Below are 24,857 nucleotides of genomic sequence, written 5' to 3'. Positions count from 1 at the left end.
GTGTCGCAGCGCTGGATCCCGGCGCGGCTGCGGAACCGGCGGTTCGTCTCACTGACCGAGCTGAACGCGGCGATCCGGCCCTTGCTCGATGATCTGAATACACGGATCATGAGCGATTACGGGGCCAGCCGGGCGGATCTCTTCGCCACGCTGGAGCGCCCGAACCTGCAACCGCTGCCAGCGGAACCATACATCTTCGCCCGCTGGAAACCATCCTGATCACCGGCGCGACCGACGGCATCGGTCGCGAAACTGCACGGCGCCTTGACGCCGATCGCCGGATACCTGGGCCCAGCCCGCAGGGCTGATCACAGTGCCGGAGCCGCGCCCTCGATGCGACGATAGCCGGCGGTGCCGAAGTAGAAGCCGTTGCTGAGGCCGGCCGATCCGCACATCGCCCGCAGCCGGCTGTCGGCCTCCTCGGCGGAGCAGGCGCCGTCGAGAACATCGCGGAACGCCCAGGCCACCTCGACCATGTCCACCGCTTGCGGCATCAGGCGCAGATGGCTCACGCCCATTGCGCCGATTTCCTCGATCTCGGGCAGCAGATCGACATAGCTTTCCGACTGGGTCTGAATGCCGTTCACCCTCAGGATCGGATCGCCGTCGCGCGTGGACAGGGGCATCCCGTCGGGATCGTTCTCGCAGACGAACTGGCAGTTGTCCTTGGTCCGGCCATGGGCGCGCGCGTGATAGCACCGCGCCGATACCGCCAGCGGGGCACGGCCGAAGACCTGCAACTCGACCCCGAGCCCAAGATTGCGCGCCGCCTTCGCGGCCACGTTCACGGCCTCACGCGGCAGTTCGACCGGCAGGGTCACGTGGGTTGCCCCCTGCCCCGCCATCCAGGCGATGGTCGCCTCGTTATAGGCGTTCAGGAACGGCCCGACCCGGTGCGGGCGCTTTTCGCGCGCGAACAGGCCCGCCGCGTTGTTGAGTTCGATCTCCGGGCTATCCATCCCGGCGAGATCGGCGGTGGCCTTGCGTTCCCGCGCCAGCATCACCTCGGCCAGCGACGAGACGATCACCGTCTTGCCGGCGCGCTCCAGCCGGTCGATCGTGGCGGGCAGATCGGCCTCGTGAAAGGGCGCCCGCTTGGAGCAGATCACCTCGCCCAGATAGACCTCGTCGACCGGGGCCTCGTCTGCGACGCGGGCATAGAAATCGCGCCGCTCATCACGGCTCCAGTGGTAGGCGATCGGCCCGAGTGTGAGTTTTTCCATGTCTGTCACCGCCATTTCTTGGTCTCGAAGGCGCCCTGGGTCTGTTTCTGGCCCTCGGTCAGGGCCACCAGGTCCTCGATATTCGCCGTGCGCCCGGCGCGGATGTCGTCCACCGCGCGGCGGAAGGACGAGACCACGCTGCGCACATAGGCCTTCGACCGCTGCCGCCCTTCGATCTTGAAGGCATGCACGCCGGCGTCGATCAGTTCGGGCAGCAGGCGTGACAGGTTCAGGCTGACCGGCTCCTCGAAGGCGTAATAGCCCTCGGGCCGGTGCGGGGCGGTGTAGCGGCCCTTGCAGATGGTGGGATAACCGGCCTTTTCCTCGGGACCGAAGCGGTCGATGGTGAACCCATTGAGACAGCTCGACATCTCTCCCGTCGCTTCGTCGCGGATGTATTCCACGTCCGAGGCGGGCGAACAGACGCCGTCCATGTTGGTCGACTGGCCGGTGAGATAGTTGGTCAGGCTGCATCGCCCCTCGACCATCAGCCCGTGATTGCCAAAGATGAAGGTCTCGATCTCGCAGGGGATGTCCTGCCGGATCTTGCGGATCTCGGGAATGGTCAGGATGCGCGGCAGAACCACCCGCTTGACCCCGAAATTCTCCACGTAATAGCGGATCGCCTCGGGGCTGGAGGCCGCCGCCTGCACCGACAGATGCAACCGGACGCCCGGATGGGTGCGCGCGATATAGTCGGCCACCCCCATGTCGGCGACGATGAAGGCGTCGACCCCGATCCGCGCCCCGGTATCGGCGGCGTGGCGCCACAGGTCCACCTTGCCCGCCGGCGGATAGGTGTTGAGCGCCAGCAGCACCTTGGTGCCACGCGCATGGGCATAGGCCACCGCCGCCTCCAGCTCCTCGGGGGTGAAGTTCAACCCCGGGAAATTGCGCGCGTTGGTGGCGTCCTGGAACCCGCAATAGACGGCATCGGCGCCGGCATCGACAGCGGTGCGCAGGGCGGCCGGGGTTCCGGCCGGGCAGATCAGTTCAGCAAGGCTCATCGCTCACCTCCTGGCATGGCATCATCGGAATACTTGCGGCGCAGGTGGCCCAGGATCGCGCGGCCGGGCGGGCCGAACATCGCCGCGGCCTCCTCGGCGATGGAGCCGTCCACGTCGTCCAGTGCGTTGCGCAGGCGCACCACAGCCTCGGTATCGCCGGTGATCTCCAGATCGCGCGAGAAGAAGGCCGCGTCGCCATCCTCTTCGTAATCAAGCAGTTCGAGAAACATCAGGAAACGGCCGCGGATGGTCGCCCCGGCCACGGGCAGCGCATCCCGCGGAACGGCCCGAAACAGCAGCGCCTTCGGGTCCGGGCGCAGGTGCAGCGCAAAGGGAAATTCAACCGGATCGATCACGAAATCGGTGCCCTGGTGCGGCCCCAGGCGCGCGAAAAGCGAGGCGTGCCGCGCCGCGACGCGGCGCACGACCCGGCCAAGGATTGGCTGAACCAGAGTCGCGGCCAGGCGGGCGAAGGCGCCCGCGCCGGGCGGCCGGGGAGGCAGCACTGCGCCAGGATCAATGGTCATCGCTGGACCTCCTCCGGGAACTGGACCCCCGCCTCGGTCACGATGGTGTCGAGCGGGATGTCATGAGGTTGCGGATAGATCGAGGCAAGGCGTGCCGCCTGCAACCCGATCCCGATGGTGAACGGACGTGGCGCGCAAGCCGCCAGCGTGCGGTCGAAATATCCGCCGCCGTAGCCGAGGCGATAGCCTGCCCCGTCCCAGCCCATCAGCGGCGCCAGCATGATATCGGGGAACAGCGGATCGGCCTCGGGCGGCGGCACCGGGATGTTCCAGTCTCCCCGCACCATTCTGGTGTCCGGGGTCCAGCGGCGGAACGCCAGCGGCGCGGCCTTCACCTCGACCACCGGCAACGCGACGGTGACACCGGCGGCGTGCAGTTCGGCCAGCAGCGGGCGCAGGTCCGGTTCCCCCTTGATCGGCCAGTAGCCGGACAGGACCCTGCCCCGCAGCGGCTCGATTCGCGCCGCGAGCAACCCGCGCAAGTGCCAGGACAGCGCCTGTCCGATCGCGTCCCGGGCCTCGACGCTCAGCGCCTGCCGCATCGCGCGCAGCCGCGCCCGCTCGGCCCGGCGCCAGCGCGCCACATCGCGCGCCTGCGCGGGGTCAACCGCCAGCGGATCGAAGTAATCCGGCGCCACCTCTGCCGCCATGCAGGGGGGAGAGGCATAGCTGCCCGAGGCGTCACTATCCTGCATTTATCCGGCCTCCCTGTTCACGTCGCGGGGACAATTCGAATCGCATTTCCATTCCCCCCGATCAACGCAATGCCGGCGCTGCTGCGCTCTCCGTCATGGCCGCATCCTCGACCGCCATGTGCAGCGATCTTGCGATGCGCTCGGCGGCCTCGGTCACATGACGCGCGCCCTCCGGCGTGCAAACCTGCTGCGCCGTTTCGCGAAACAGTGCCAGCCAGCGGTCGAAATGCGCCCATGTCACCGGCAGGCTTGCATGGGCCGGGACCGGCGCCCCATGATAGCGTCCGGTCATCAATGCCACCGAGGACCAAAACGCCACCATACGCTCCAGATGCGGCGCCCAATCGGTGATCCGCGCCTCGAAGATCGGCCCCAGCACCCCATCGCCGCGCACCTTGCCGTAGAACCTGTGCACCAACTCGCTGAGTATCTCTTCGTCCAGCCCGGTCCGCGCCATCAACGCGGCCGTCATGTCCGGCCGGGCAGAGGCAGTACGCGGTGTAGTGTCGGAACGTTTCATCAAGGCTCTCCCGGATTCGCGCTTGAAATCCTGCCTATCCCCGCTAATAGGTATTGTAAATGCCTATTCAAAGGAACCTCCTGCGATCATGCGTCTCACCTCCTTCACCGACTACGGGCTGCGCATGCTGATGCGCATGGCCAGCGCGCCGAAGCGCGCCTTTTCCACCGCGGAACTGGCGGCAGAGTTCCAGCTCTCGCGCAACCACCTGGCCAAGATCATGCAGCGCCTCGCGCGCGCCGGGCTGATCGAAACCCGCCGGGGCGGCGGCGGCGGGGCGGTCCTGGCGCGACCGGCCGAAGAGATCCGCCTCGGATCGGTGGTCCGGCTGCTGGAGCAGGATCAGCCGCTGGTCGAATGCCTGGGCACAGACGGCGGAAACTGCGTCATCGACGCGCAATGCCGGCTGAAAATCCGGTTCCGCAGCGCCGAGGCGGCCTTCCTCGCCGACCTCGACCGTTCGACGCTGGCCGATGTCGCCCTGGCCCCGGCACCCACGGCATGAGGCGGCGCAAGACCATGTGCAGCGTCCGAAACATCAGGAGGGACGACCGATGACCACAATCGAACGCGACGGCGACGGGTTCGCCGTGGATGCGACCCTGCTGGCCGAGGCGCTGGGGCTGACGCCGGCGCAGGTCAAGGAACGGATGCGTGACGGCCGGATCACCTCGCGCTGCGAGGCGGGCGTGGACGAGGACAGCGGTCGCTGGCGCCTGACCTTTCACCACGGATCGAAAGCCTGCCGGTTCATCGTCGATGACAGCGGCCGCCTGCTGACCCGCGCCAGCTTTCCCGTGCGCCCGCGCGCGGCGGTGCAGGATAAAGACGAGGACCGCTGAGCGCAGGGGCACATCCCCTGCCCGCCCCGCGACGCGGGCGTTTGAGACCAGCGGTCAACCCCTCGGCCCCGGCGGTCATGTCCGGATCGCCCCTAGGGTCCTAAACCCGCCATCGACACATCAACACCCTGTCGAGGCAAACACCCATGAAACCCGCCCCCCTTCTTCTCGCGGCCCTGATCGGCCTTGGCGCCTGTGCCGACAGCGGCGCGCGCGATACCCCCATTCTCGACGGCCCGGAATCCGCCGCCTACCGGGCCGACCTTGCCGCCGGCCAGACCCTTGCCAGGGACCAGCGCCAGTTCGATCAGGAAACGCTGGGCGCGGCAGTGCTCGGCGCCGGTCTCGGCGTGGCCCTGGGCGCGGCGGATGACGATGCCACCGCCGGCGAAGGCGCGGCGGCAGGGCTGACCGGGGGCGCGGCGATGACACTCACCACGATGCCGGTCCTCTGCCTGATGATGATCTGCGGCGGGATCGTTGGTATACCCTGACACGCCGCCCGAAGCCTGAGAGGATCAAGACATGAAAACCGTTCTCATCGCCGGCGCGACCGGCTATCTCGGGCGCCACCTTGTCCGCACCTATGTCGAGCGCCGCTGGCATGTCCGGGCGCTGGTCCGCGATGCCCGCCGCGCCGAGGCCTCGGGCCTCATCGCGCATGAGCTGATCGAGGCCGAGGCGACCCGCCCGGATACCCTGGCCGGGGTGATGCAGGGGGTCGACCTGGTGGTCTCCAGCCTCGGGATCACCCGCCAGAAAGACGGGCTGAGCTATCGCGACGTGGATTACCAGGCCAACCGCAACCTGCTGGACCGGGCCTTGGAGGCGGGCGTCGACCGCTTTGCCTATATCCATGTGCTGGGCGCCGAGAGCATGGGTCACGTGCCGCTGGTCGCGGCGAAACAGGCCTTTGTCGATGATCTGCAGGCGGCCCCCATCGCCTCCACCCTCGTCGCCCCCTCGGGGTATTTCTCGGACATGGCGGATTTCCTGAACATGGCGCGCGCCGGGCGCGTCTGGCTGTTCGGCAGGGGGGCGCATCGGCTGAACCCGATCCACGGCGCCGATCTGGCCGAGGCGGTGGCCGAGGCGGTCGCGGCCGAAAGGCCCTGGCTCGACGTCGGCGGCCCCGACGTGCTGAGCCAGAATGATCTGGCGCGGCTGGCCTTCGACAGCCTCGCGAAGGAGCCGCGGATCACCCACCTGCCCGACGCGCTGCGCCGCCTCGCGCTGGCCGTCCTGCCCCGGGTCACGCCGCGCCACATCCACGGCCCGGCGCAATTCTTCCTCACCGCGATGGGTCGCGACATGGTCGGCACCCCCTGCGGCACCCGCCACCTGATCGACCACTTCCGCGCTGCGGCAAAGACCGGTTAGGGGATAATCGCGCGCCCGCTTCGGAACTCCGCCGGGGTCTGGCCAGTCCAGCGCCGGAACGCGCGGACAAAGGACGAGGCCTCGGAAAAGCCCACGAGATAAGTGGTTTCGTTCACCGAGACCTTGCGCGCGGTGAGATAGTCGGAGGCCATCCGGCAGCGCAGGTCATCGAGCAGCGCGGCGAAGGTCACCCCCTCCTCTTTCAGGCGGCGATAAAGGGTCTGGCGGCTCATCCCCATCTCGGCGGCCACCGCCTCGACCGAGATCTCGCCCTTGTGCAGGACCGGCAACAGATGCGCCTCGATCCGCGCGCGCAGACCGTCCTGACGGTCCAGTTCGGCCAGCAGCGTGTCGGCCTTGTCGGTAAAGACGCCAAAGACATAGGCGATGTGGTTGTCGAATGCCTGTTCCAGCCACTCCGCCGCGATCAGCATGGCGTTGCGCGGCGCGCCAAAAGTAACCGGACAGCGCCACAGCGCCCCGTACTCCGCCGCGTAATCCGGCGCTGCGTGGGTGACCTCGACCGCCAGCGCAAAGGGGCGGCCAGGGAATTCGCGCGCGAACTCGCCGATGAAGCGGCCGAAACCGCCCTCGGTCAGCTCGGGAAACCCGTTGGGATCGGGCCGGTTGTCGATGATCCAGACGCCGTCGCGGGTAAGCTCGGTGCCGAACCGCTCCTGCCCGTCCATCCCGTCCACCTCGACCGTCAGCTTGCCATAGCGGTTGAGCTGCGACAGCGCCTCGCCCAGGGTGCGGCAGGAATGCACGATCAGCCCGACGACCGAAATCTCGGCGATCTGGGTGTCCATCTCGTGATGCAGCACGAAGGCGGGATCGCCGGTGGCGGCCTTGGCGTGCAGCGTCAGGCTCTGAAACCGGTCGAGCGGGACGCGGGCATCCTGATCGGTCAGATCGAGTCCATCCAGCCCCGCCGCAGTTATCAGCGCAGCGCGATCGGCGCCGGCTGTGGCACAAGCGCCGCCGACCCCGGCGCAATCGTGGCCTTCCTTGCCGCGCACCACGGGCTGATGTCGGTCTGGACCCTGACCATCCACGTGGTGAACGGGCTGGTGCTGGCCGCGCTCGCCATTGCCCTGGGCGCGGTGCTTCATGCCGGCGCGCCGGTTCTCGCGCCGCTGGTGCGGGGCTTTGGCCAGCTCTGGGCGACGCTGGTCGTCGCCGGCGGTCTCCGGGCGGTTCTGGTCGCAGGCGCGGCGCGGGTCTCGGGGCTGCTGCCCGGCCCGCTGCCCTGGTTCGGCGGATTGGTGGGGGTGAGCGGGCTGCTGACCCTGCTGCCCGCGCTCAGCGATGGCGCGGGGGTGGTCTTAGGGTTTGGCTATATCGTCTGGTTCTTCTGGCTCATGGCGGCCCTCTCCCGCGCCCCGGCGGAGGGGCGCTGACTGCCAATCCGCAACCGGCGGCGATGCGCCCGAAGGCGCAGCGCCATCAGATATCAAGCTCCAGATGCGGCGCCCCGTCCGAGGTGCGCTCGCGCGACACGCCCGACGGACCCACGGTTCCCCGGATCCGCTTGCGGAAATTCGAGAAGCTGTCGAAGGTCACCACGTCGACCGCTTCGTCAAGATCAAGCTCCAGCCGATACCAGCCGGGGCGCGGCATCTCGACCCCGATCACGGTCGCCTCGAACCCCTGACCCAGATACCGCCCGCGCACCCGCCCGCCCGGCGTGAAACCATCCGGCGGGCGATTGCCGATCGCGGCGTGACAGGTGTTCCAGTCCCGAAACCCGAGCTGATGGGCCACCATCTCCAGCGCCTGCGCGTGGCCCACCTCGGTGCCCTGTGCGGCAAGATCGTCACGCAGCCGCCTGGCCTGCTGTTTGGCCTCGGCAATCGTCGGCAATTGGCGAGTCATTTGCCCGCTCCTTTCATCGGTGTTTCAAACAGACCCCACTTCAAGGCCTGGGTCCTGGCAAGTTGCATCAGCACGAGGCCCGTCAGCCCCAAAAGCATGCCCTCCGCCAACGGACCGGCAAACCAGATGCCAGGTTCGCCGAACCCGGCGGCAAGACCGAATGTCAGCGGGATCGCGAAGAGATAGGGTTTGCTCAACCCCAGCAGGGCCGCGCGTGCCGCGTCGCCGATCGCCTGGAAATGCAAGGCGATCATCATCAGGGGTCCGGCGGCGAAAAAGGCGCCCCCGATCACCGGAAGGATACGTGCCACCTGTGCGACGACCTGCGGGTCGTCGACGAAGGCGCCGCCGAGGGGCGCGGCGAACAGGCTCAGGCAAAGCTGCATCGCGGCACAGTAGACAAGGGCCGTGAGCAGCGCCGTCTTCAGGCTGGTTTGGCTGCGGCGCAGGTCCCCGGCGCCGTAGTTGTTGCCGGTGATCGTCTGCATCGCATGGGACAGGCCCAGCAGCGGCAGGAAAGCGAAGGTGATCAGCCGCGTGACGATTCCATAGGCCGAGACCGTCGCCTCGTACTGCGGAACCTGCACCCCTTGCAGCGCGGCGAGGATCGCCCCCGAACCAAGCGCCAGCCCGATGAAACTCAGGCTTTGCGGCGCGCCGAGCGCGAATATTCCCCCCCACGAGGTCCGCGGCGAATGCCGCAACAGCGCCGTGGGCCGCAGCCCGGTCTCGCCGAAGATGCGAAAGGCCAGGATGATACAAAGCGCAAGCGCCTGCGCCATCGCCGTGCCATAGGCCGAGCCTGCGACCCCCATGTCGAGCACGGCGATCAGCAGGTAGTTGAAGCCGATGTTGGCCAGCGACACCAAAAGGCTCATCGCCGCCATCAAGCCCACCCGCCCCTCGTTCCGCAGGGCATCGGAGTTGACCGAGAGCACGAAGAGCACCGGCGAAAAGAACACCGTGATCCGCAGGTAGACGAGGCCCATCTCGGCCAGGCTTTCCGAGCCGCCGGCCGCCATCAGCGCGGTCGGGCGCCCCAGGGTGAGGAAAAAGGCGATCAGAAACAAGCCCATGACCAGCGCGAGGCCATGCGCGCCGGCAAAGACCGCGCGCGCCTCAACGATCCGCCGGGCGCCCAGGTGGCGTGCCAGGATGCTGGACATGCCCGAGGAGACGAGCGTCGAAAGCGCCACGATCAGCATGTAGATCGGGAACATCAGCGTGACCGCGGCCAGCGCCTCGGGGCCGACGAAGTGGCCGAGAAACAGCGCGTCGGCGACGGTCAGCAACCCGTTCATGCCCATCACGAAGACGATCGGCAGGGCGGTCCTGAGGTAGATCGGGCCGAGCGGCCCGGACAGAAAACTGTTGGTCTGGGTATCGGACATGACCCCGTACTCCTCTCGCGTGGGTCGCGCAGGAATGGACGGGGCCCGCATTACCATCCGCGCGACAAATGCCGAGGATGACGTGGTTCGATATCTACAGAACTTCACCGGGACAATCTGTCAGCGGGCGGCGGGCGTCTGCGGCCGCGCCTGCCTTAGACCGGGGGGCGGCGTGGCGTCAACCCCCCTCATTCGCAGGGATCGAGGCGGAAAACGGGGAGTTTTCGGCCGGTTCCGTACAGACCGCCCGCAGTCGACATCCCCCCGTATGCCCGGTTTGCGGAGTTTTCGACGGATTTTGTACAGGCTTTCTTGCCGGGCGGTGAATCGCCCTGCCCGGCGCGCGGCGCGTTAACCGATGCGCAACCGATGCGGGCGAGGATGCCCCCGGCTCAGAACGCGCCCATGGCAAGACCGGCGGCCAGCGCCGCGCCGAGATCGCGGCAGCGGGCAAGATCATCTTCGGGGATGGTCTTTGCCGCCAGGATCGCCTCGGGGGTCTGGGCCTTTGTGCCGACGATCAGCGGCGGCTGCACCGCGCGCAACCGCCAGCCGGTGGCGATGCGGGCGGCCTGCCGCGCGGCGCCTTCGCCGTCGGAGCCGGCGCAGATCATCAGGGCATAGGGCCGCCCCTCGATCCGGCCCAGAAGGGGGTAATAGCAGCGGTCGAAAAACTCCTTCATCGCGCCCGACAGCGCGGCGAGATTCTCCGGCCCGCAGAAGAGGTAGCCCTGCGCGCCCAGCAGGTCGTCCGGCCCGGCGTCCTCGGCGGGGAGCAGGACGCAACCCGCCTCCGCCCGGGCGGCCCCGGCGGCGGCCTCGGCCATCTGCCGGCTGCCGCCGGTGCGGGAATGGTAGACGATCAGAAGTTCGGGCATGGGAAGGGGTGTAGCGTAGGAGGGGGAGTGGCGGCAATGGTGGGGTGGTGGCTGTGGGCAGAGAGGGGATTTTGCAGAGTGACGAGTTCTGCCCATGGAAATCACTCGAGCAAGGTGTCTTTTACTGCGCTGCTCCTTTAGGCTAAGGTGTCAGAGCCGTGGTATCTCCCCCCCCGGCAGAAAGACCATGCCCGAACTTGTGCCCGACGTGCAGCGTGTGGGGTGAACGACTTGGCAACACTTTCTCCACAGTTTTTTGGGACAGCTTGTTTCGTGCGTGGGAAAGCCCCATGTTCAGCGCAAGAGGATAGCTGCGAAAAATGCCATACGATCCACGAAAAGCTGCACAGACTATCGCCTTTTTCGCAATGAAGCAGGGCGGGGCGATCAATGTGCTTAAGGTGGTGAAGCTGGTGTATCTGGCCGACCGCGAAAGCCTGCGCCAACGCGGACACCCCATACAGTATGAAGCTCGTGTTTCCATGCCATATGGCCCGGTCAACTCGACCACGCTGGACTATCTAAATGGAGCTTATCGTGACGATGGCGGGTGGTCGGATTTCCTGCGCGACCGCGCAGACAATAACGTGGGCTTGGCAAACCAAAACATGCCCCTCGACGCTCTGGACGAATTGAGCAACCGAGAAATCGGTATTCTGGAAAGTGTCTGGTCAGAATTCGGACATATGGACCGCTTTGATCTGGCCGATTGGACCCATGATCATATCCCGGAATGGGAAGACCCTAACGGATCATCGCTCCGTATTCCTCTGGATAGAATGATGGCAGCAGTGGGCTTAGAACGGTCAGTCGAACGTGCCCGAGAGCTGGAAAGCCTAGACCGAGCATCCGCGCTTCTGGGTTCTCTTTAAAGTATGGCATACCGGCGCGGAACGTTTCTTTTGCAATCTGGAACGCCTGCGCAGCCAAACATGAAACACCTGCATATCGTTTGCAATGACACCTGCCCACGGGGCGGCAACCTAATCGTACCGGTTACCAGCTTTTACGACGGTTGCGATAACACATGCGAATTGGATGTTGGCGACCACGAGTTCATACGACATCTGTCATTTGTGTTCTATGCCAGATCACAGATCGCAAAAGCCGCGCAAATTGATGAGTTGGTTGCACAAAATCTAATCACGCCTAAACCCGATATTTCCGAGACCGTGTTTCAGCGCGTTCTACGCGGTATTTGCCTATCGCCAGACACCCCGCCGAAGGTGAAGGTATATCACGGCTGTTAAGCCCCAAATGTAACCTCAGCCCGTTCAATGGCTAGTGAGTGCAAGACCGCTTTGCGCAGCTTCAATGTTTTGGCCCCGCGAAGAGCGCCGAATCGCTTACTTCCGAACCACTCCCCTCCCCCAACCTCCCTCCCCACCCCGCCCGAACAGCGCCGCAGGCGCCGGGCGAGCGACGGCCCGTTCCGGCGGGCTGGCGCCTTGGGGATCTTGCGCTTCGCTGTCAGGGGGGGAGGTATTGGGCTGGCATAAATCGCGCCGATCCAACGTTTGCGGCGCCGTCCCACGGGCCGTCGCGCGACCGGCTTGCGGTGTGTCCGGGGGTGAGCGGTGCGGGAGGGGGGAGGTATCGGGCTGGCATAAAGCACGCTGGCTGGAAGTTGCGGCGCCGCCCCACGGGCCGTCGCGCGCCCGCTACAACCGCGCCAGAACCTCCTGCGCCAGCCTGTCATAGGCCTCGGCCAGGGCGCGGCTGCGGGCGAAGGTGGCGACCGGGGCGCGGTGCTGGCCCATCTTCTCGATCTCGGTGGAAAAGGGCAGAACCACGTCGAGAAACCGCTTACCCTGGGCCGCGCGCATCCGCTGCATGGTCTCGCCGTGCAGGCGCTTGGCCCCCTGCGCCATGGAGAACAGCGCAAGGATCTTTTTCCGGGGGAGCCCGTGGTCGCGGAAGAAGGCGAGCAGCTGGTCGAAGCTGCGTTCCGACAGGGTGGTCGGGATCACCGGCACCAGCACCGCGTCGGCGGCGCGGAACACGTTTTCCGACAGGGTCGAGATGTTGGGCGGGCAGTCGAGCACGATCACGTCGTAGTCGCCTCCGACCGAGGCGAGCGCCTGTTTCAGCCGCGAGCGGCGGTTCTTCATCCGCGACAGGAAGACGTCGAAGTCGCGGAAGCTCATGTTGGCGGGCAGGATGTCGAGCCGGTCGAAATCGCTGGCCCGGATCGCGGCGGTGAAGCGCGCGACGTCCTGGAAGAAACGGGCATCCTTGAGTTTCTTCGAGGGTTTGACCCGGAAATAGAAGCCCGACGCGCCCTGCGGATCGAGATCGCACAAGAGCACCCGCTGCCCCCGGGCGGCGAGCGCATGGGCGAGGTTGACGGCGGTGGCGGTCTTGCCCACGCCGCCCTTGTTGGAATAGCAGGCGATGATCTTCATCTCCCCCCCTCCGCGGCGAAGAGCGCCCTGAACCCGGCGCGGGTTGCGGGCACGTCGAAGGCGGCGAAGGTCGCCATCACCCGGGCGCGTTCGGCGGTCTGGCGCTGATGCAGCACGGTCAGCAGGGCGCCAAGGCTGCGGGCAATCTCGAGCTGCTGCGCGCCCTGTTTTCCGGCCCTGTCCGAGAGCACGTTCTCCAGCGCCTCCTGCTGCACCACGCTGTCGTTGAAGGCGCCGAGGTTCTCCTGCAGGATCTTCAGCGACCTGATCAGCCGCTTCATCGGTTTCTCGCCGTAAAGCGGCGCGAAGAACTCCATCAGGTAGCGCAGTTTCTTGCACTGGATGCGCAGGGCGTGCACCCGTTCGTCCGGGGTGGTGGCGTCGATGGAGGCGGCGATCTTGCGCACCTTGCGGTAGCGCGCCCAGATCAGCGCGCGGGCGTAGTCGCGCACCGGGCGGTCGGCCTCGGAGCCCTTGGCGAGATGTTTTCCGGGCTTGGCGAAGAGCCGGGAGAGCCGGTCCATTTCCTTGCCGTAACCGGCGCTGCGCAGGTGGCGGGTAAGCCGGCGATGCGCCGCCGCGCGGTCGCGCGCGAAGCCGTCGAACAGCAGGTCGAGGCCGGGGCGCAGCCCCTCGGGCACCATCCGCAGGTAATGATCGCGTTCGATCAGGTAGACGTCGAGGTCGCGCAGCCGTCCGGTCTCGGCCATCAGCGCGGCGAAGCGCGCCTTGAGTTTCTCGGTCTCTTTCGGCGTGTAGACGCCCCAGAACAGCGAGAGCACCGAGCGGATCTTGCGCAGGGCGACGCGGTAGTCGTGCAGGAACTCGCTGTCGAGGTCGGCGAGGATTCCCGGCTCGTTGGCGCGGGCGACAGGCAGATGGGCGGCGATCACGTCGCCGGTGGCCTTGAAGACGGATTCGTCGGGCGCGAAGGGCACGGCGGGCTTGGGGTCATATCCGGCCGCGTCAGGGAACAGCCGCGCGGCGGTGGCGCGGGCCCCGAGCGGCGCCGCGCCGACGATGCCCCGCAGGTGGGAAACCAGCCGGTCGCAATCGCGTCGGTAGCCGCGCAGCGGTTCCAGCCGAACCAGCGTGACGGCGCGGTCGCTGTCCGGTTCCAGAACGGTCAGGTCACAGCGCGCGCGGGTCTTTTCCTCGTCGTCGAGCAGGGCGAACCGCTGGTGCAGCAACTGGCCCGAGCCCAGTTCCAGCACCCGGCGCAGCGGCGAGACGATGCCGGAGAGCGCGTCGGTGACCGCGCCCCCGGGCATTTCGGGCAGGAAGCCCGGCGGCATTCCCGGTTGGCTCGCCTCACAGCCATCAGGGCCGATCAGGTCGAGCCGCCCGTCGCAGCAGAGCAGCAGCCGCCCGGTCAGGGCGATCTCTCCGTCGAAGGTGTCGCAAAGGGCAAAGCTGACCGTGGCCCCCGGCCCGGCGGCGACAAGGCGGCGCTTGCCTGGCGCGGCGTCGGCGAGGAGGCCGCGGAGGTCTCCGGCGACGATAAACAGGGGGCCGGATTCGGTGTTCATGTATCCCCGGATCGGGTTGCGGGCGGCTTCGGGTATCTCGGTCACGGACGGCGCGGCCCGGATATGGACAGACCCGCGATGAGGGGCATCATGTCATGACAGGGTCATGGCTCGCAATACCAAAGGGATGGCGCTATGGCCATTTTGCAACCGGAGGGAGAGACATCAGCACGGCATTGGCGTCGTGGCCGGTCTCCAGCCCGAACTTGGTGCCGCGGTCATAGACCAGGTTGTATTCCGCATAGAGCCCGCGATGGATCAACTGGGTGTCGCGGTCTGCCTCGGTAAAGCTTTGCGGGCGGCGTTTCTCGACCAGAGGGACGAAGGCGGGCAGGAAGGCGCGGCCGATGTCCTGGGTCAGGGGGAAATCGGCCGCCCAGTCATCGGTGCAGTAATCGTCCATGAAGATGCCGCCCACCCCGCGCGCCCGGTGGCGGTGGGGGATGTAGAAATATTCGTCCGCCCAGGCCTTGAGCCGGGGATAATGCGCCGCCCCGTGCGGGTCGAGGTGGGCCTTTTGCGTGGCGTGGAAATGGGCGGTGTCCTCATCGTACTCGATGCATGGGTTGAGGTCGGAGCCGCCGCCGAACCACCAGGCGTGCGGGGTCCAGAACATCCGCGTGTTCATGTGCACCGCCGGGACGTGCGGGTTACGCATATGGGCGACGAGGGAGATGCCCGAGGCCCAAAAGCGCGGGTCGCCGGCCATCCCCGGCAGCCCCTTGCGCGCCATCATCGCGGCCTGGGCGCGCTCGCCCAGCTGGCCGTAGACGGTCGAGACGTTGACGCCGACCTTTTCGAACACCCGACCGCCGCGCATCACGCTCATCAACCCGCCGCCGGCGTCCGAGCCGTCGTCGGAGGCGCGGCTGGTTTCGGTGACCTCGAAACGGCCCGGGGCGGCGTCGGAGAAGGGGCCTGTGTCGTGGCTGTCCTCCAGCGCCTCGAAGGCGGCGACGATCCGGTCGCGCAACTGGCGGAACCAGGCGGCGGCGGTGGTTTTCTCGGTGTCGAGCGGTGCGGTCATCTGGGCTCTCCCGGGGGTCGGTGATGGGCGGCCAATCTAACCGGGTTGGCGGCGGGGGCCAGCGGTTTTCCCGCAGGTTCGCGATTTGACGCAGAGGGGGCGCCGCCCCCGTCGCGGCAGGCCGCGCGGGCTCCGCCCGTTCGCGCCTGAAACCCTCCACCGGAGCATTTCCGAGACGGCGCTCACCTCCCGGAGTATTTGCGGCCAGAAAAAGACCGGGATGGGGCCCTTGCCGCCATCGCGGGCGGCCCCGTATCAGGTCCGGAGTGACAGGGTGGGCGGCGGGGGACGCCGTCTCAGTGCGCCGGGGCCGCGACCGGGTCGAGCAGGGTGCGGCCGCCGTCCAGCGTGAGGATCTGGCCGGTCATGAAGCCGGCGGCGTCGGAGGCGAGGAACTGCACTGCGTCGGCCAGTTCGCCGGGGGCGGCGATGCGCGACAGCGGGGTGTGATCCTCGATGTCCTGGCGAAACTCCCGGTGTTCCTTAAGCGTGGACTTGAGCGAGGCGCTCATCACCGAGCCGAAGGCGACGGCGTTGACGCGAATGCGGTGCGGCGCCAGCGCCACGGCGAGCGAGCGGGTGAGCTGGTCGAGCGCGGCCGAGCTGACCGAATAGGCCATCAGGTTGGGATGGGTGCGGCGCGCGGCGATCGAGCTGAGGTTGACGATGGCGCCGGCGCTGGCGCCCTCTTCGCGTGACCTGGACTGTTTGATCATCCGCTTGGCGACCATCTGGCTGAGCCGGAGCGCCGGCATCAGGTTCTGGTTCAGCAGTGCGATTACCGAGTCGTCCTCGGGGTCGAGCGGGTCCGAGGGGATCACCTGGCGGGCGCCGTTGACCAGCACGTCGACCTCGTCGAAGGCGTCGAGGGTGGCCGAGAGCAGGTTGGCGATGGTCAGCTTCTCGCGCAGATCGCCGGCGAAGTAGCGCACGTTGCTGTCCTCGGCGCGGTCGCCCAGCTCATCGACGAGGCGGGCCTCGTCGATGTCGGCGAACATGACGTTGGCGCCCTTTTCGGCGAACTGGCGGCCAATGGCGAGGCCGATGCCGTTGGCGGCGCCGGTGACGATGGCGGTCTTGCCGGCGATGGAAAAGGACATGAGGATACTCCTGGCGAGATGGGGTCAGCCGCGTTTGCGGCGCGGCCTGGTGGCGCGCAGCAGCTTGAACCGGGCATTGCCGCCGATCTGCTGGACCTCGGAAAAGGCGGCGTCGAGCGCGGTTTCGTAGGGCAGTTGCCGGTTGGCCACCATCCAGAGCTGCCCCTGCGGGCCGAGCAGCCGCGCGGCGGCCTCGATGAAGCTCTGGCCGAGGGCGGGGTCGGCGGCGCGGCCGGTGTGAAAGGGCGGGTTCATCACCACCGCGTCGAGCGGGCGGGTGGTGCGGAAGAGCGCGGCATCGACCCAGTGGAAGCGGGCGCGCGGATCGGCGACATTCTCCATCGCACAGTTGAGCGCGATGCGGTCGGCCTCGACCAGATCAAGCGATTCGAGGCGGTCGTCGTCGAGCAGCCGTGCGGAGAGATAGCCCCATCCGGCGCCGAGGTCGGCGACGCGGGCGCCAAGGTGTTTTGGCAGCGCCTCGGCCAGCAGTTTCGAGGCCGGGTCGACGCCGTCGGCGGAGAACACGCCGGGCGCGGTAACAAAGCCATCGACGCGTTGCGCCTCGGGCGCGGTCCAGTCGGAAAAGACGGCGCGGTCGAATCCGGCCGCATCGGTGCGGAACCAGAAGATGCGGCCATGCGCCTTGGACAGCGAGCCGTCGAGCGCCACCCGGCCGGAGACCTGCCGCAGCAGGCTGTCGGCGCCATCGGTCTTGGCGCCGTCGACGATGACCACGCCGTCGGTCTGGGCAACGGCCTGGGCGATCAGCGCCCGGGCCAGCGGCTTGGCCCGCGGCAGGCAGACCAGCGCGGCGGCGAAACGATGCGCCTGAGGCACCGTCCAGTTGACATTGGGAAAGCCGCTGGCGGCAAGGAAATCGTGATCGGGGCGGAACGGCTGTACCAGCACTGCCCGGTCGCGCGGCAGTGCCGTGAGGTCGGCCCCCGCGCGCGGATGCAGCACCAGGATCTGCCCCTCGGCGGGCAGGTCGAGCCCACCCTGGGCGGTGGCGGTTGTCAGGCGCGCAGACAAGGCGCTTTCCTAATCCTCTTTTTCCATGGTGCATTGCAGCGGGTGCTGGTGCCGGCGGGCGAAATCCATCACCTGCCCGACCTTGGTTTCGGCGATCTCGTGGCTGAACACGCCGACCACGGCGACCCCCTTCTTGTGCACGGTGAGCATCACCTCGAAGGCCTCGGCGTGGGTCATGCCGAAGAACCGTTCGAGCACGTGGACCACGAATTCCATCGGGGTGTAGTCGTCATTCAGCAGCAGCACCTTGTAGAGCGGCGGCCGCTTGGTCTTCGGCCGCGTCTTGAGCAGGGTCGAGGCATCGTCCCCGCCATCCGGGTTGTCGGTCATCATCAATGGCTGTAGCAGCATCGCGAAGCTCTCGTCCGGTTGCGGTCTGTGCGGTGAAGGGTCGATGCCCTTATATAACGCTCCGGCGGGTTTAGAAAAGGTATAGCGGACAAACAAGCCATGACGCGCAAATTGACCACGGTGGGGTTCGACGCCGACGACACGCTCTGGCACAACGAGCGGTTCTTTCACCTGACCCAGCAGCGCTTTGCCGAGCTGCTGTCGGAGCATGCCGAGCGCGACCACCTGGCCGAGCGGTTGCTGGCGGCGGAACGGCGCAACATCGGCCGCTATGGCTATGGCATCAAGGGATTCACCCTGTCGATGATCGAGACCGCCATCGAGGTGACCGAGGACCGGGTGCCGGCGCGGATCATCCGCGCGCTGATCGAGGCCGGGCAGGAGCTGCTGGCGCATCCGGTCGAGCTGTTGCCGCATGCGCGCGCGGCGGTCGAGGCGGTGGCGGGCACGCACCGGGTGGTGCTGATCACCAAGGGCGACCTGCTGCACCAGGAGCAGAAGCTGGCGCAATCGGGGCTGGGCGATCTGTTCGACGGGGTCGAGATCGTGTCGGAGAAGACGCCGCAGGTCTACGCCGAAATCTTCGCGCGCCATGGCGAGGGGGCCGAACGGGCGCTGATGGCGGGCAACTCGATGCGCTCGGACGTGGTGCCGGTGGTCGAACTGGGCGGCTGGGGGGTGTATGTGCCGCACGGGCTGGTCTGGGAGATCGAGCACGCCGACCCGCCCGAACAGGCGCCGCGCTACCGCAGCATCGCCGATCTGGGCGAATTGCCCGGGCTTGTGGCCGCAATCGAGGCCGGCTGAGGGCGGCGGGCCGGGCAACTGTCCGGCGCCATGTTTTCGCCGCAATCGCCGGTGTTGCGGGCGGCCGCACGGCAACCGCAAGATGTTGCAGATCCGCTGCGAGGGAAATGAACAATCCCCTGCAAGCTACGGGTTTATTTTGGTTATTCCCTGTGATAGCCTCAGGGTAACAAATCGAAAAACAGCCGCCGGTCAACCGGGGGCATGAGGCAGACAGAGGCAATATCGTGCAGGTCCGGCGTTTCCGTCCGGCCCGATCCGGGCCGAGTCCATTTTCCGCGCATCCGATTCCGTTCTTGTGGGCGCTGGTGCTGGCCGCGCTGCTGGTGGCCATGGCCGCCGCGCCGCTGCGCGCCGCGCCCTATGCGGCGATGGTGATGGATGCGCGCACCGGCGAGGTGCTGCATTCGCGCAATGCCGACACCAGGCTGCACCCGGCCTCGCTGACCAAGATGATGACGCTCTACATCGCCTTCGAGGCGGTGCGCAACGGCGAGATCACCATGGACACGATGGTGCGGGTGTCGCAGAACGCGGCCTCCGAACCGCCCTCGAAACTGGGGCTGCGGGCCGGGCAGAAGATCGCGCTGCGTTACCTGGTGCGGGCGGCGGCGGTGAAATCGGCCAATGACGCGGCCACCGCCATCGGCGAGGCGATCAGCGGCTCCGAGGCCGCCTTTGGCCGCCGGATGACCCGGACCGCCAAGGCGCTGGGGATGACCCGGACCACCTTCAAGAACGCCCACGGGCTGACCGAGAGCGGGCATTTGTCGACGGCCCGCGACATGACCATCCTGGGGCGCCACCTGCTTTACGATTACCCGGAATATTACAACCTGTTCTCGCGCCAATCGACCCACGCGGGGATCAAGACGGTGTCCTCGCACAACCGGCTGCTGACCAGCTACAAGGGCGCCGACGGGATCAAGACCGGCTATACCCGGGCCGCGGGCTTCAACCTGGTGGCCTCGGCGCAGCGCGGCAACGAACGGGTGCTCGCCACGGTGTTCGGCGGGCAATCGTCATCCTCGCGCAATGCCAAGGTGGCCGAACTGCTTGACCTCGGGTTTCGCCGGGCGCCGTCGCAGGCGCCGCTGCGCAAGCCCAGCCCCCCGGTCTATGCCGGCAACGCCGGCGATGGTGCGGAAGGGCATGTGGTGCGCCTGAGCGGCGTGGTGAAAAAGAGCCCGCGGCCGGTGGCCCGCCCCGGCAGTGCGCCGGTGCTGGTCGCGGCGACCGACGCCGACGCCCAGGTCATCGCCGCGGCGGTGGCCGAAGCGATGTCCACGGCGGCGGCGCCGCCAACCATCGAGACCACCGAGGCCGCCCCCGCCGAAGTGCCCCGCCCGGCCCTGCGGCCGCAGGACCTGGTGGAGGAGGTGGCGCAGGCCGATCCGGTCGAACCGGAGGAGGAAGAGCAGGAGATCGTCACCCGGCTCTCGACCTCGGGGGAATTGCACTGGGGGATCAACGTCGGCCGCTATACCAGCCGCTACCAGGCCGAGAAGACGCTGCTGCGCACCGCCCTGTCGGAAATGGAGACGCTGGACGGAACCCTGCGCAAGGTGGTGCATAGCAAGAAGGGGTTCGACGCCAATTTCATGGGCATGTCGGCGGAAACCGCCGACCTGGCCTGCCGCCGGCTGAAGGCGCGCAACGTTACCTGCACCCTGCTGAGCCCGTCGTCGTGATCCGAGGCGCGGGCGGGCAGTCGCGAAGGACCGGCTAGGCCGCGCCCCTCTCTCCGGTTTCATCGTCGCCGAACTTCCCGATCCACTTGCGCAGCGAGAAGATGTCGAAATAGATCGCCAGCAGCGACGGGAACACCAGCACCACCAGGATCATCGAGGCCAGCAGGCCAAAACCGACCGAGACCACCAGCGGCACCATCGTCTGGACCTGCGGCGAGGTGTCGAACATGATCGGCACCAGACCCGCGAAGGTGGTCGAGGACGACAGCAGGATCGGGCGGAACCGGTCGCGCACCGCGTTGAGCGAGGCGGTGATGTAATCGTCGCCCTGCAGGTGGGTCTGGAAGAAGGTCAGGAACAGGATCGCGTTGTTGACCACGATGCCCGAGAGCGAGGCGAATCCGATCATCGAGGGCATCGACATGTCCAGCCCCAGCGCCAGATGGCCCAGCACGGTGCCGATCAGCGCGAAGGGGATCGACAGCATCACCACGATCGGCAGGCTGTAGGAGCGGAACTGGAAGGCCAGCACCAGATAGACGCCCACCAGCCCCAGCAGCAGCGATCGCATCATGGATGTCTGGGATTTCTGCTGTTCCTCGGTGGCGCCACCGATCCGGACGCTGACGCCAGGATGGTCGCGCATGATCTGCGGCGCCAGTTCGTCGAGCGCAACGGCGGAGATCCGCGCCGAGGTGGTGGCGGCGCGGTCGATCTTGCCCTCGATCCGGGCGGTGATCTTGCCGTCCTTGCGGGTCAGCGCCGGGAAGCTGGCGCTATAGGTGAAATCGGCCACCCCGGCCAGCGCCACCTGGTTGCCGCCCGGCAGGGTGACCGGGAACAGTTCGAGCGCGCTGAGGCTGGGGATGCTGTCGGCCAGCTGCACCCGCACCGTCATGCTGGAGGGACCGGCGCGGAAGCTGTCGACCTCGTCGCCGGAGAATGCGTTGCGCAGTTGCGCGGCGAGGTTTTGCGGGGTGAGCCCGACGGAATATCCGAAGGGCGTGAGCGTCATCTGCACCTCGCGGCGGCCGCCCTGCAGGTCGAGAAACGCCTCGGTCACATCGGCGCGGGCGACCAGCGCCAGCAGCATCTGGTTCGCCGCCGCCTCGAGCGTGTCGAGGTCCTGCGACAGCAGTTCGACATCCAGATCGGCGCCACCGGGCCCCCGCTCGGCCTGGGAAAAGCTGCCCTGGACCAGGTCGGGGATCGGGCCCGTCTCCTGCCGCCAGAGGGCGAGGATGGTGTCGGCCTCGACATTGCGGGCGGCGCTTTCCAGCAGATCCACGGTGACCGTCGCGGTGTGCGAGCCATTGGCGGTGACATCGCTGTTGACCGCGTATTGCACCAGCACCCGCTGGACCAGCGGCGCGGCATCCTCGGTTCCGGGGGCCAGCTGCGCATCGACCCGGTCGAGCGCGGCGAGGATGCGGCCGACCTCGGCCACGGTGCGGCTGCGGTCGATACCGGGGGTGAGCGCGATGCGGGCGATCACCGTGTCGCTTTCGGTGGCGGGAAAGCCGATCACCTTGACCGCGCCGGAGGCGATCAGCCCGACGGTGAGGATCAGCGCCGCGATCACCGTGCCGAAGGTGAGGTAGCGCACCCTGACCAGCCGCGCCGCCGTGGGCAGCAGCACCCGCTCCTTGAACCGTTCCAGCAGGCGGGTGGCGCGGCGTTCCCTTGGAGCGGCCTCGTCGTGGCCGCCATGGCTGAGGTGGTGCGGCAAAATCAGGAACCCCTCGACCAGCGACAGGGTGAGGGTGAGCAGCAGCACCATCGGGATGAACTTGAGGATCTGGCCGAAATCGCCGGTGATGAACATCAGCGGGCCAAAGACGCAGGCTGTGGTGAGAAAGGAGGAGACGACGCCGGGCATCACCTCCATCGCGCCGCGGGCGGCGGCCTCGGTCCGGCTGGCCTTGCCGCGCCATTTGTCGATGTTCTCGGCGATGACGATGGAATCGTCCATGATGATGCCCACCGCCATCAGCAGGGCGACCAGGGTGATCATGTTGATGGTGATGCCCAGCACGCTCATCAGGAACAGCCCGCCGAGGAAGGACACCGGCAGCGAGGCCGAGATCCACAGCGATTCGCGCATCGAGAAGAACAGCCACATGGTGCCGAAGACCAGCACCAGCCCCATGCCGATGTTCTGCAGGATCAGCCTCAGCCGTTCCTGCACCACCTCGGTCAGGTTGTTGATAACCGTGAGGCGGAACGGATCGGGATAGCGCGCCTGTTCCGCTGAAAGTGCCGCATCGACCGCCGAGAACACGCGGATGCTGTCATCGTCCTTCGACTTGTAGATGGCGATGATCGCGGCCTGATCGCCGTCGATGAAGGATTGCACGTTCTCGTCGCTGTCCATTGTCGCGACCTGCGCAAGGTCGCCCAGAAGCACCACGCCGCCCTGCTCGTTCTGGAGCACGATCAGGTCCTCGAGCTCGCTCACCGTGCGGCGCACGTCGGTATAGCGCAGAACGAAGCTGGTCTCGCCGATCTCGACGTCGCCGAGGGGCTGGCGCAGGCTGCGCGCCTCGATCGCGTTCAGCACGTCGCTGGCTGACAGCCCGTAGCGGCGCAGCGCCTGCGGATCGAAGCTCACCCGCAGCTCACGGTCGGAGATGCCGGTGACCTGGGCCTCGGCCACCCCGTCGAGGGCCTGCAGCAGGTCGGCGAGGCTGTCGGTGTACTCGAGCAGCCCCTGCTTGCCGGCGATGCCGGAGACCGCGACCAGCGCGACCAGCTCGGTCTGGCCCTGGATCTCGACCGTGGGGGTTTCGGCGGCGGTGGGGAAATCGGTCACGCCGGAGACCGCCGAGAACACGTCGTTGAAAAACTGGATGATGTCGCCGCCCTCGTCCAGCTCGGCGGTGGCGCTGGCGCGGCCGTCGAGCGAGACGCAGTCGAACTCGGCCAGCCCGGTGAGGCCGGTGACGGCATCCTCCAGCGGAATGCAGATCTCTTCGTCCACATCGCGGGCCGAGGCGCCGGGGTAGACCACGCCGACGCTGACGGTATCGGAGGAGAACTCGGGGAAGGTTTCCCGCTCGATCCCGGTGGCCACGGCGATGCCGAGGATGCAGACCAGCACCATCAGCAGGTTGGCGGCAACCGGGTGGCGGACGAAATAGCCGATCATCTCAGCCGTCCCCGCCGGGGGTCACCGGGATCAGGCGGATGCCGGGGATCGAGGGTGAGGGCACGCTGAGGACAAGGGTTTCACCCCCGGAGAGGCCATCGGTGATCAGCACGTCGGCGCCCAGTGCCGGGCCGACGGTGACCGGCCGGACCTCGAGCCGCTGATCTGCGTCGGCGAGGAAGACGAAGGCGGCACCGTCATCGTCGAGCTGCAGCGCGGTGCGCGGCACGGCGATAGCGTCGGGGATCGGTGGCGCGCTGAGCACGACGGTGACGAAGCTGCCGGGGTTGAGCGGCGGCCGTTCGGTGGCGCCGTTGGCCAGATAGGGGTCATCGACCTGCACCACGAGGCCCAGCGTGCCGGTCTGGCTGTCGAGGGTGCCGCGCAGCCGCATGATGCGGGCGTCGTAGCGGGCATGCGTTCCGGCCAGGTCGAGCACGACCTGCGCGGTGATCCCCATCTCTCCCATCATCCCGCTCAACAGGCTGGTATCGACCATCGCGCCCTGCGGCAATTGCCCGCCGACCGAGGCCAGCGCCAGGTTGCGAAAGGCGCGCGGGGCGAACTCGGCGGTGATCTCGGCGGCGGCGGCGCTGTCGAGCGTGAGCAGCGTCTCGCCGGTGCGGATGAACTGGTCGGCCTCGACGTTCAGGGCGTTGACGCGGCCCCGGAACGGCGCGGTGATGGTGGTCTTGCCCAGGGCGCGCTCGGCCTCGGCCAGTTCGGCCCGGCGCACCGCCAGCGTCGCCTCGGCGGAGGCCCGCTGCGCGGGGTAGAGCGCCAGCGTGTTGGTCACGTTGGTGAGCGCGTTCTGTTGCGCGAAGAAAACCTTTTCGGCGGAGTTGAGCGCGGACTGGGTGCTGGTTCCGCTTTCGACCAGGGATTTGACGCGGTCATATTCGGTCTGCGCCACGTCCAGGGTGCGCTGCTCGATCTCGAGGTTGCGCTCGGTGTTGGCCTCTTTGCGGTCGATCTCGGCCAGGGCGGCCTCGGCGGCGGCGATATTGGCCTTGGTCTTCCGGATTGCGAGATCGTAGTCGGTGCGGTCGACCTCGACCAGAACCGCGCCGGCATCGACGAAGCTGCCCTCGGCCAGCCCTTCGGCAAGGCGGGTGATCCGGCCCTCGACCTCGGACACGGCACTCCAGCGGTGCGCCGATTCGACCCGGCCATAGCCCTCGGCGGTGGGCGTGATCCGGCCGGGATCGACCTGCATCACCCGCACGGCGACGGTGGCCTGGGGTTCCTCGGCGACGGGCGGCTGGCCCTGCCGCGTCATCCAGACAAAGCCGAGCACGCCGAGGACCAGCGGCGGCAGGATCAGAAGGGGGCGCAGGTTCATGGAGGCTCTCCCGCCGGGACCGGAAATGCGCCGGGGTGCCCCGGCATCGGTTTTCTATAGCGCGGCTACCTCTATGGAAGAAAG

The 24,857-nt window shown here is 67.4% G+C and carries 25 protein-coding genes and 1 pseudogene; 9 read left to right on the top strand and 17 right to left on the bottom strand.

The window, feature by feature from the left end; translation table 11 throughout:
• Positions 1–210, top strand: a pseudogene (locus tag P1U75_RS19315) (IS21 family transposase); the annotation flags it as partial.
• Positions 211–308: 98 nt separating this feature from the next.
• Here P1U75_RS19315 and P1U75_RS19310 read toward each other — a convergent pair.
• The 5 genes from P1U75_RS19310 to P1U75_RS19290 form a co-directional block, all read right to left on the bottom strand.
• Positions 309–1,223: a U32 family peptidase gene (locus P1U75_RS19310; protein ID WP_300246253.1), complete on the bottom strand. Its 915-nt coding sequence runs from the start codon at positions 1,221–1,223 to the stop codon at positions 309–311.
• A gap of 5 nt (positions 1,224–1,228) precedes the next feature.
• The gene (locus tag P1U75_RS19305) at positions 1,229–2,230 is read right to left on the bottom strand and encodes a peptidase U32 family protein (RefSeq protein ID WP_300246251.1); all 1,002 of its coding nucleotides are present in this window, start codon (positions 2,228–2,230) and stop codon (positions 1,229–1,231) included.
• Entirely contained in the window at positions 2,227–2,757 is a 531-nt protein-coding gene (locus tag P1U75_RS19300) for an SCP2 sterol-binding domain-containing protein (RefSeq protein ID WP_300246249.1), read from the bottom strand. The genes P1U75_RS19305 and P1U75_RS19300 overlap by 4 nt, the downstream gene beginning before the upstream one ends.
• Entirely contained in the window at positions 2,754–3,452 is a 699-nt protein-coding gene (locus P1U75_RS19295; protein WP_300246247.1) for a 5-formyltetrahydrofolate cyclo-ligase, read from the bottom strand. The genes P1U75_RS19300 and P1U75_RS19295 overlap by 4 nt, the downstream gene beginning before the upstream one ends.
• A gap of 61 nt (positions 3,453–3,513) precedes the next feature.
• The gene (locus P1U75_RS19290) at positions 3,514–3,972 is read right to left on the bottom strand and encodes a group III truncated hemoglobin (RefSeq protein WP_300246245.1); all 459 of its coding nucleotides are present in this window, start codon (positions 3,970–3,972) and stop codon (positions 3,514–3,516) included.
• A gap of 88 nt (positions 3,973–4,060) precedes the next feature.
• On the opposite strand from P1U75_RS19290, the gene P1U75_RS19285 reads away from it, so the two are divergent.
• The 4 genes from P1U75_RS19285 to P1U75_RS19270 all read left to right on the top strand — a co-directional run bounded on the left by P1U75_RS19285 (position 4,061) and on the right by P1U75_RS19270 (position 6,194).
• Positions 4,061–4,477, top strand: a complete 417-nt coding sequence (locus tag P1U75_RS19285; protein ID WP_300246243.1) for an Rrf2 family transcriptional regulator — start codon at positions 4,061–4,063, stop codon at positions 4,475–4,477.
• Positions 4,478–4,526: 49 nt separating this feature from the next.
• Entirely contained in the window at positions 4,527–4,814 is a 288-nt protein-coding gene (locus P1U75_RS19280; protein ID WP_300246241.1) for a DUF6522 family protein, read from the top strand.
• Between the two features lie 146 nt (positions 4,815–4,960).
• Positions 4,961–5,308, top strand: a complete 348-nt coding sequence (locus tag P1U75_RS19275; RefSeq protein WP_300246238.1) for a glycine zipper family protein — start codon at positions 4,961–4,963, stop codon at positions 5,306–5,308.
• 31 nt (positions 5,309–5,339) lie between these two features.
• Positions 5,340–6,194 carry an SDR family oxidoreductase gene (locus tag P1U75_RS19270; RefSeq protein ID WP_300246236.1) on the top strand — a complete coding sequence of 285 codons (855 nt, stop codon included), beginning with the start codon at positions 5,340–5,342 and terminating at the stop codon, positions 6,192–6,194.
• Here P1U75_RS19270 and P1U75_RS19265 read toward each other — a convergent pair.
• A complete protein-coding gene (locus P1U75_RS19265; protein WP_300246234.1) occupies positions 6,191–7,213 on the bottom strand; it encodes an AraC family transcriptional regulator in 1,023 nt (340 codons plus the stop codon). The genes P1U75_RS19270 and P1U75_RS19265 overlap by 4 nt on opposite strands.
• Here P1U75_RS19265 and P1U75_RS19260 point away from each other — a divergent pair.
• Positions 7,193–7,594 carry a hypothetical protein gene (locus P1U75_RS19260; protein ID WP_300246232.1) on the top strand — a complete coding sequence of 134 codons (402 nt, stop codon included), beginning with the start codon at positions 7,193–7,195 and terminating at the stop codon, positions 7,592–7,594. The genes P1U75_RS19265 and P1U75_RS19260 overlap by 21 nt on opposite strands.
• 46 nt (positions 7,595–7,640) lie before the next feature.
• Here the strand turns inward: P1U75_RS19260 and P1U75_RS19255 are convergent, their stop codons facing one another.
• The 3 genes from P1U75_RS19255 to P1U75_RS19245 all read right to left on the bottom strand — a co-directional run bounded on the left by P1U75_RS19255 (position 7,641) and on the right by P1U75_RS19245 (position 10,338).
• Positions 7,641–8,069 (bottom strand): glyoxalase superfamily protein, encoded by a 429-nt coding sequence (locus tag P1U75_RS19255; protein WP_300246229.1) that lies wholly within the window; start codon positions 8,067–8,069, stop codon positions 7,641–7,643.
• The gene (locus P1U75_RS19250; protein ID WP_300246227.1) at positions 8,066–9,460 is read right to left on the bottom strand and encodes an MATE family efflux transporter; all 1,395 of its coding nucleotides are present in this window, start codon (positions 9,458–9,460) and stop codon (positions 8,066–8,068) included. Before P1U75_RS19250 ends, P1U75_RS19255 begins: the two co-directional genes overlap by 4 nt.
• A 392-nt stretch (positions 9,461–9,852) precedes the next feature.
• Positions 9,853–10,338 (bottom strand): NAD(P)H-dependent oxidoreductase, encoded by a 486-nt coding sequence (locus P1U75_RS19245; RefSeq protein ID WP_300246225.1) that lies wholly within the window; start codon positions 10,336–10,338, stop codon positions 9,853–9,855.
• Positions 10,339–10,658: 320 nt separating this feature from the next.
• Here P1U75_RS19245 and P1U75_RS19240 point away from each other — a divergent pair, with 320 nt between their 5' ends.
• Entirely contained in the window at positions 10,659–11,210 is a 552-nt protein-coding gene (locus tag P1U75_RS19240; RefSeq protein ID WP_300246224.1) for a Panacea domain-containing protein, read from the top strand.
• A 789-nt stretch (positions 11,211–11,999) separates the two neighbouring features.
• Here P1U75_RS19240 and P1U75_RS19235 read toward each other — a convergent pair.
• The 6 genes from P1U75_RS19235 to clpS all read right to left on the bottom strand — a co-directional run bounded on the left by P1U75_RS19235 (position 12,000) and on the right by clpS (position 17,785).
• Positions 12,000–12,743 carry an AAA family ATPase gene (locus P1U75_RS19235; protein ID WP_300246222.1) on the bottom strand — a complete coding sequence of 248 codons (744 nt, stop codon included), beginning with the start codon at positions 12,741–12,743 and terminating at the stop codon, positions 12,000–12,002.
• Positions 12,740–14,317: a CHAD domain-containing protein gene (locus P1U75_RS19230; protein WP_300246219.1), complete on the bottom strand. Its 1,578-nt coding sequence runs from the start codon at positions 14,315–14,317 to the stop codon at positions 12,740–12,742. The genes P1U75_RS19235 and P1U75_RS19230 overlap by 4 nt, the downstream gene beginning before the upstream one ends.
• Positions 14,318–14,405: 88 nt before the next feature.
• Positions 14,406–15,299: an oxygen-dependent coproporphyrinogen oxidase gene (hemF, locus tag P1U75_RS19225; RefSeq protein ID WP_300246217.1), complete on the bottom strand. Its 894-nt coding sequence runs from the start codon at positions 15,297–15,299 to the stop codon at positions 14,406–14,408.
• A 296-nt stretch (positions 15,300–15,595) separates the two neighbouring features.
• Positions 15,596–16,399, bottom strand: coding sequence for an SDR family oxidoreductase (locus P1U75_RS19220; RefSeq protein WP_300246215.1), 804 nt, complete (start codon positions 16,397–16,399; stop codon positions 15,596–15,598).
• Between the two features lie 24 nt (positions 16,400–16,423).
• Entirely contained in the window at positions 16,424–17,434 is a 1,011-nt protein-coding gene (locus P1U75_RS19215; RefSeq protein WP_300246213.1) for a class I SAM-dependent methyltransferase, read from the bottom strand.
• 9 nt (positions 17,435–17,443) lie between these two features.
• Positions 17,444–17,785 (bottom strand): ATP-dependent Clp protease adapter ClpS, encoded by a 342-nt coding sequence (gene clpS, locus P1U75_RS19210; protein WP_300246212.1) that lies wholly within the window; start codon positions 17,783–17,785, stop codon positions 17,444–17,446.
• A 99-nt stretch (positions 17,786–17,884) separates the two neighbouring features.
• On the opposite strand from clpS, the gene P1U75_RS19205 reads away from it, so the two are divergent.
• Positions 17,885–18,592, top strand: a complete 708-nt coding sequence (locus P1U75_RS19205) for an HAD family hydrolase (protein WP_300246209.1) — start codon at positions 17,885–17,887, stop codon at positions 18,590–18,592.
• Positions 18,593–18,924: 332 nt separating this feature from the next.
• The gene (locus P1U75_RS19200) at positions 18,925–20,283 is read left to right on the top strand and encodes a serine hydrolase (protein ID WP_300246339.1); all 1,359 of its coding nucleotides are present in this window, start codon (positions 18,925–18,927) and stop codon (positions 20,281–20,283) included.
• A 34-nt stretch (positions 20,284–20,317) separates the two neighbouring features.
• Here P1U75_RS19200 and P1U75_RS19195 read toward each other — a convergent pair whose 3' ends face one another.
• Positions 20,318–23,431 carry an efflux RND transporter permease subunit gene (locus P1U75_RS19195; RefSeq protein ID WP_300246206.1) on the bottom strand — a complete coding sequence of 1,038 codons (3,114 nt, stop codon included), beginning with the start codon at positions 23,429–23,431 and terminating at the stop codon, positions 20,318–20,320.
• A gap of 1 nt (position 23,432) precedes the next feature.
• Positions 23,433–24,773 carry an efflux RND transporter periplasmic adaptor subunit gene (locus tag P1U75_RS19190; RefSeq protein WP_300246203.1) on the bottom strand — a complete coding sequence of 447 codons (1,341 nt, stop codon included), beginning with the start codon at positions 24,771–24,773 and terminating at the stop codon, positions 23,433–23,435.
• Positions 24,774–24,857: the final 84 nt, after the last annotated feature.

Origin of the sequence: Antarcticimicrobium sp. (assembly GCF_029212575.1) — a bacterium.
In the GTDB taxonomy this organism is placed as follows: domain Bacteria; phylum Pseudomonadota; class Alphaproteobacteria; order Rhodobacterales; family Rhodobacteraceae; genus Antarcticimicrobium.
Note: the sequence above shows the minus strand (reverse complement) of the source record. Positions and strands in the feature narration are given on the sequence as shown.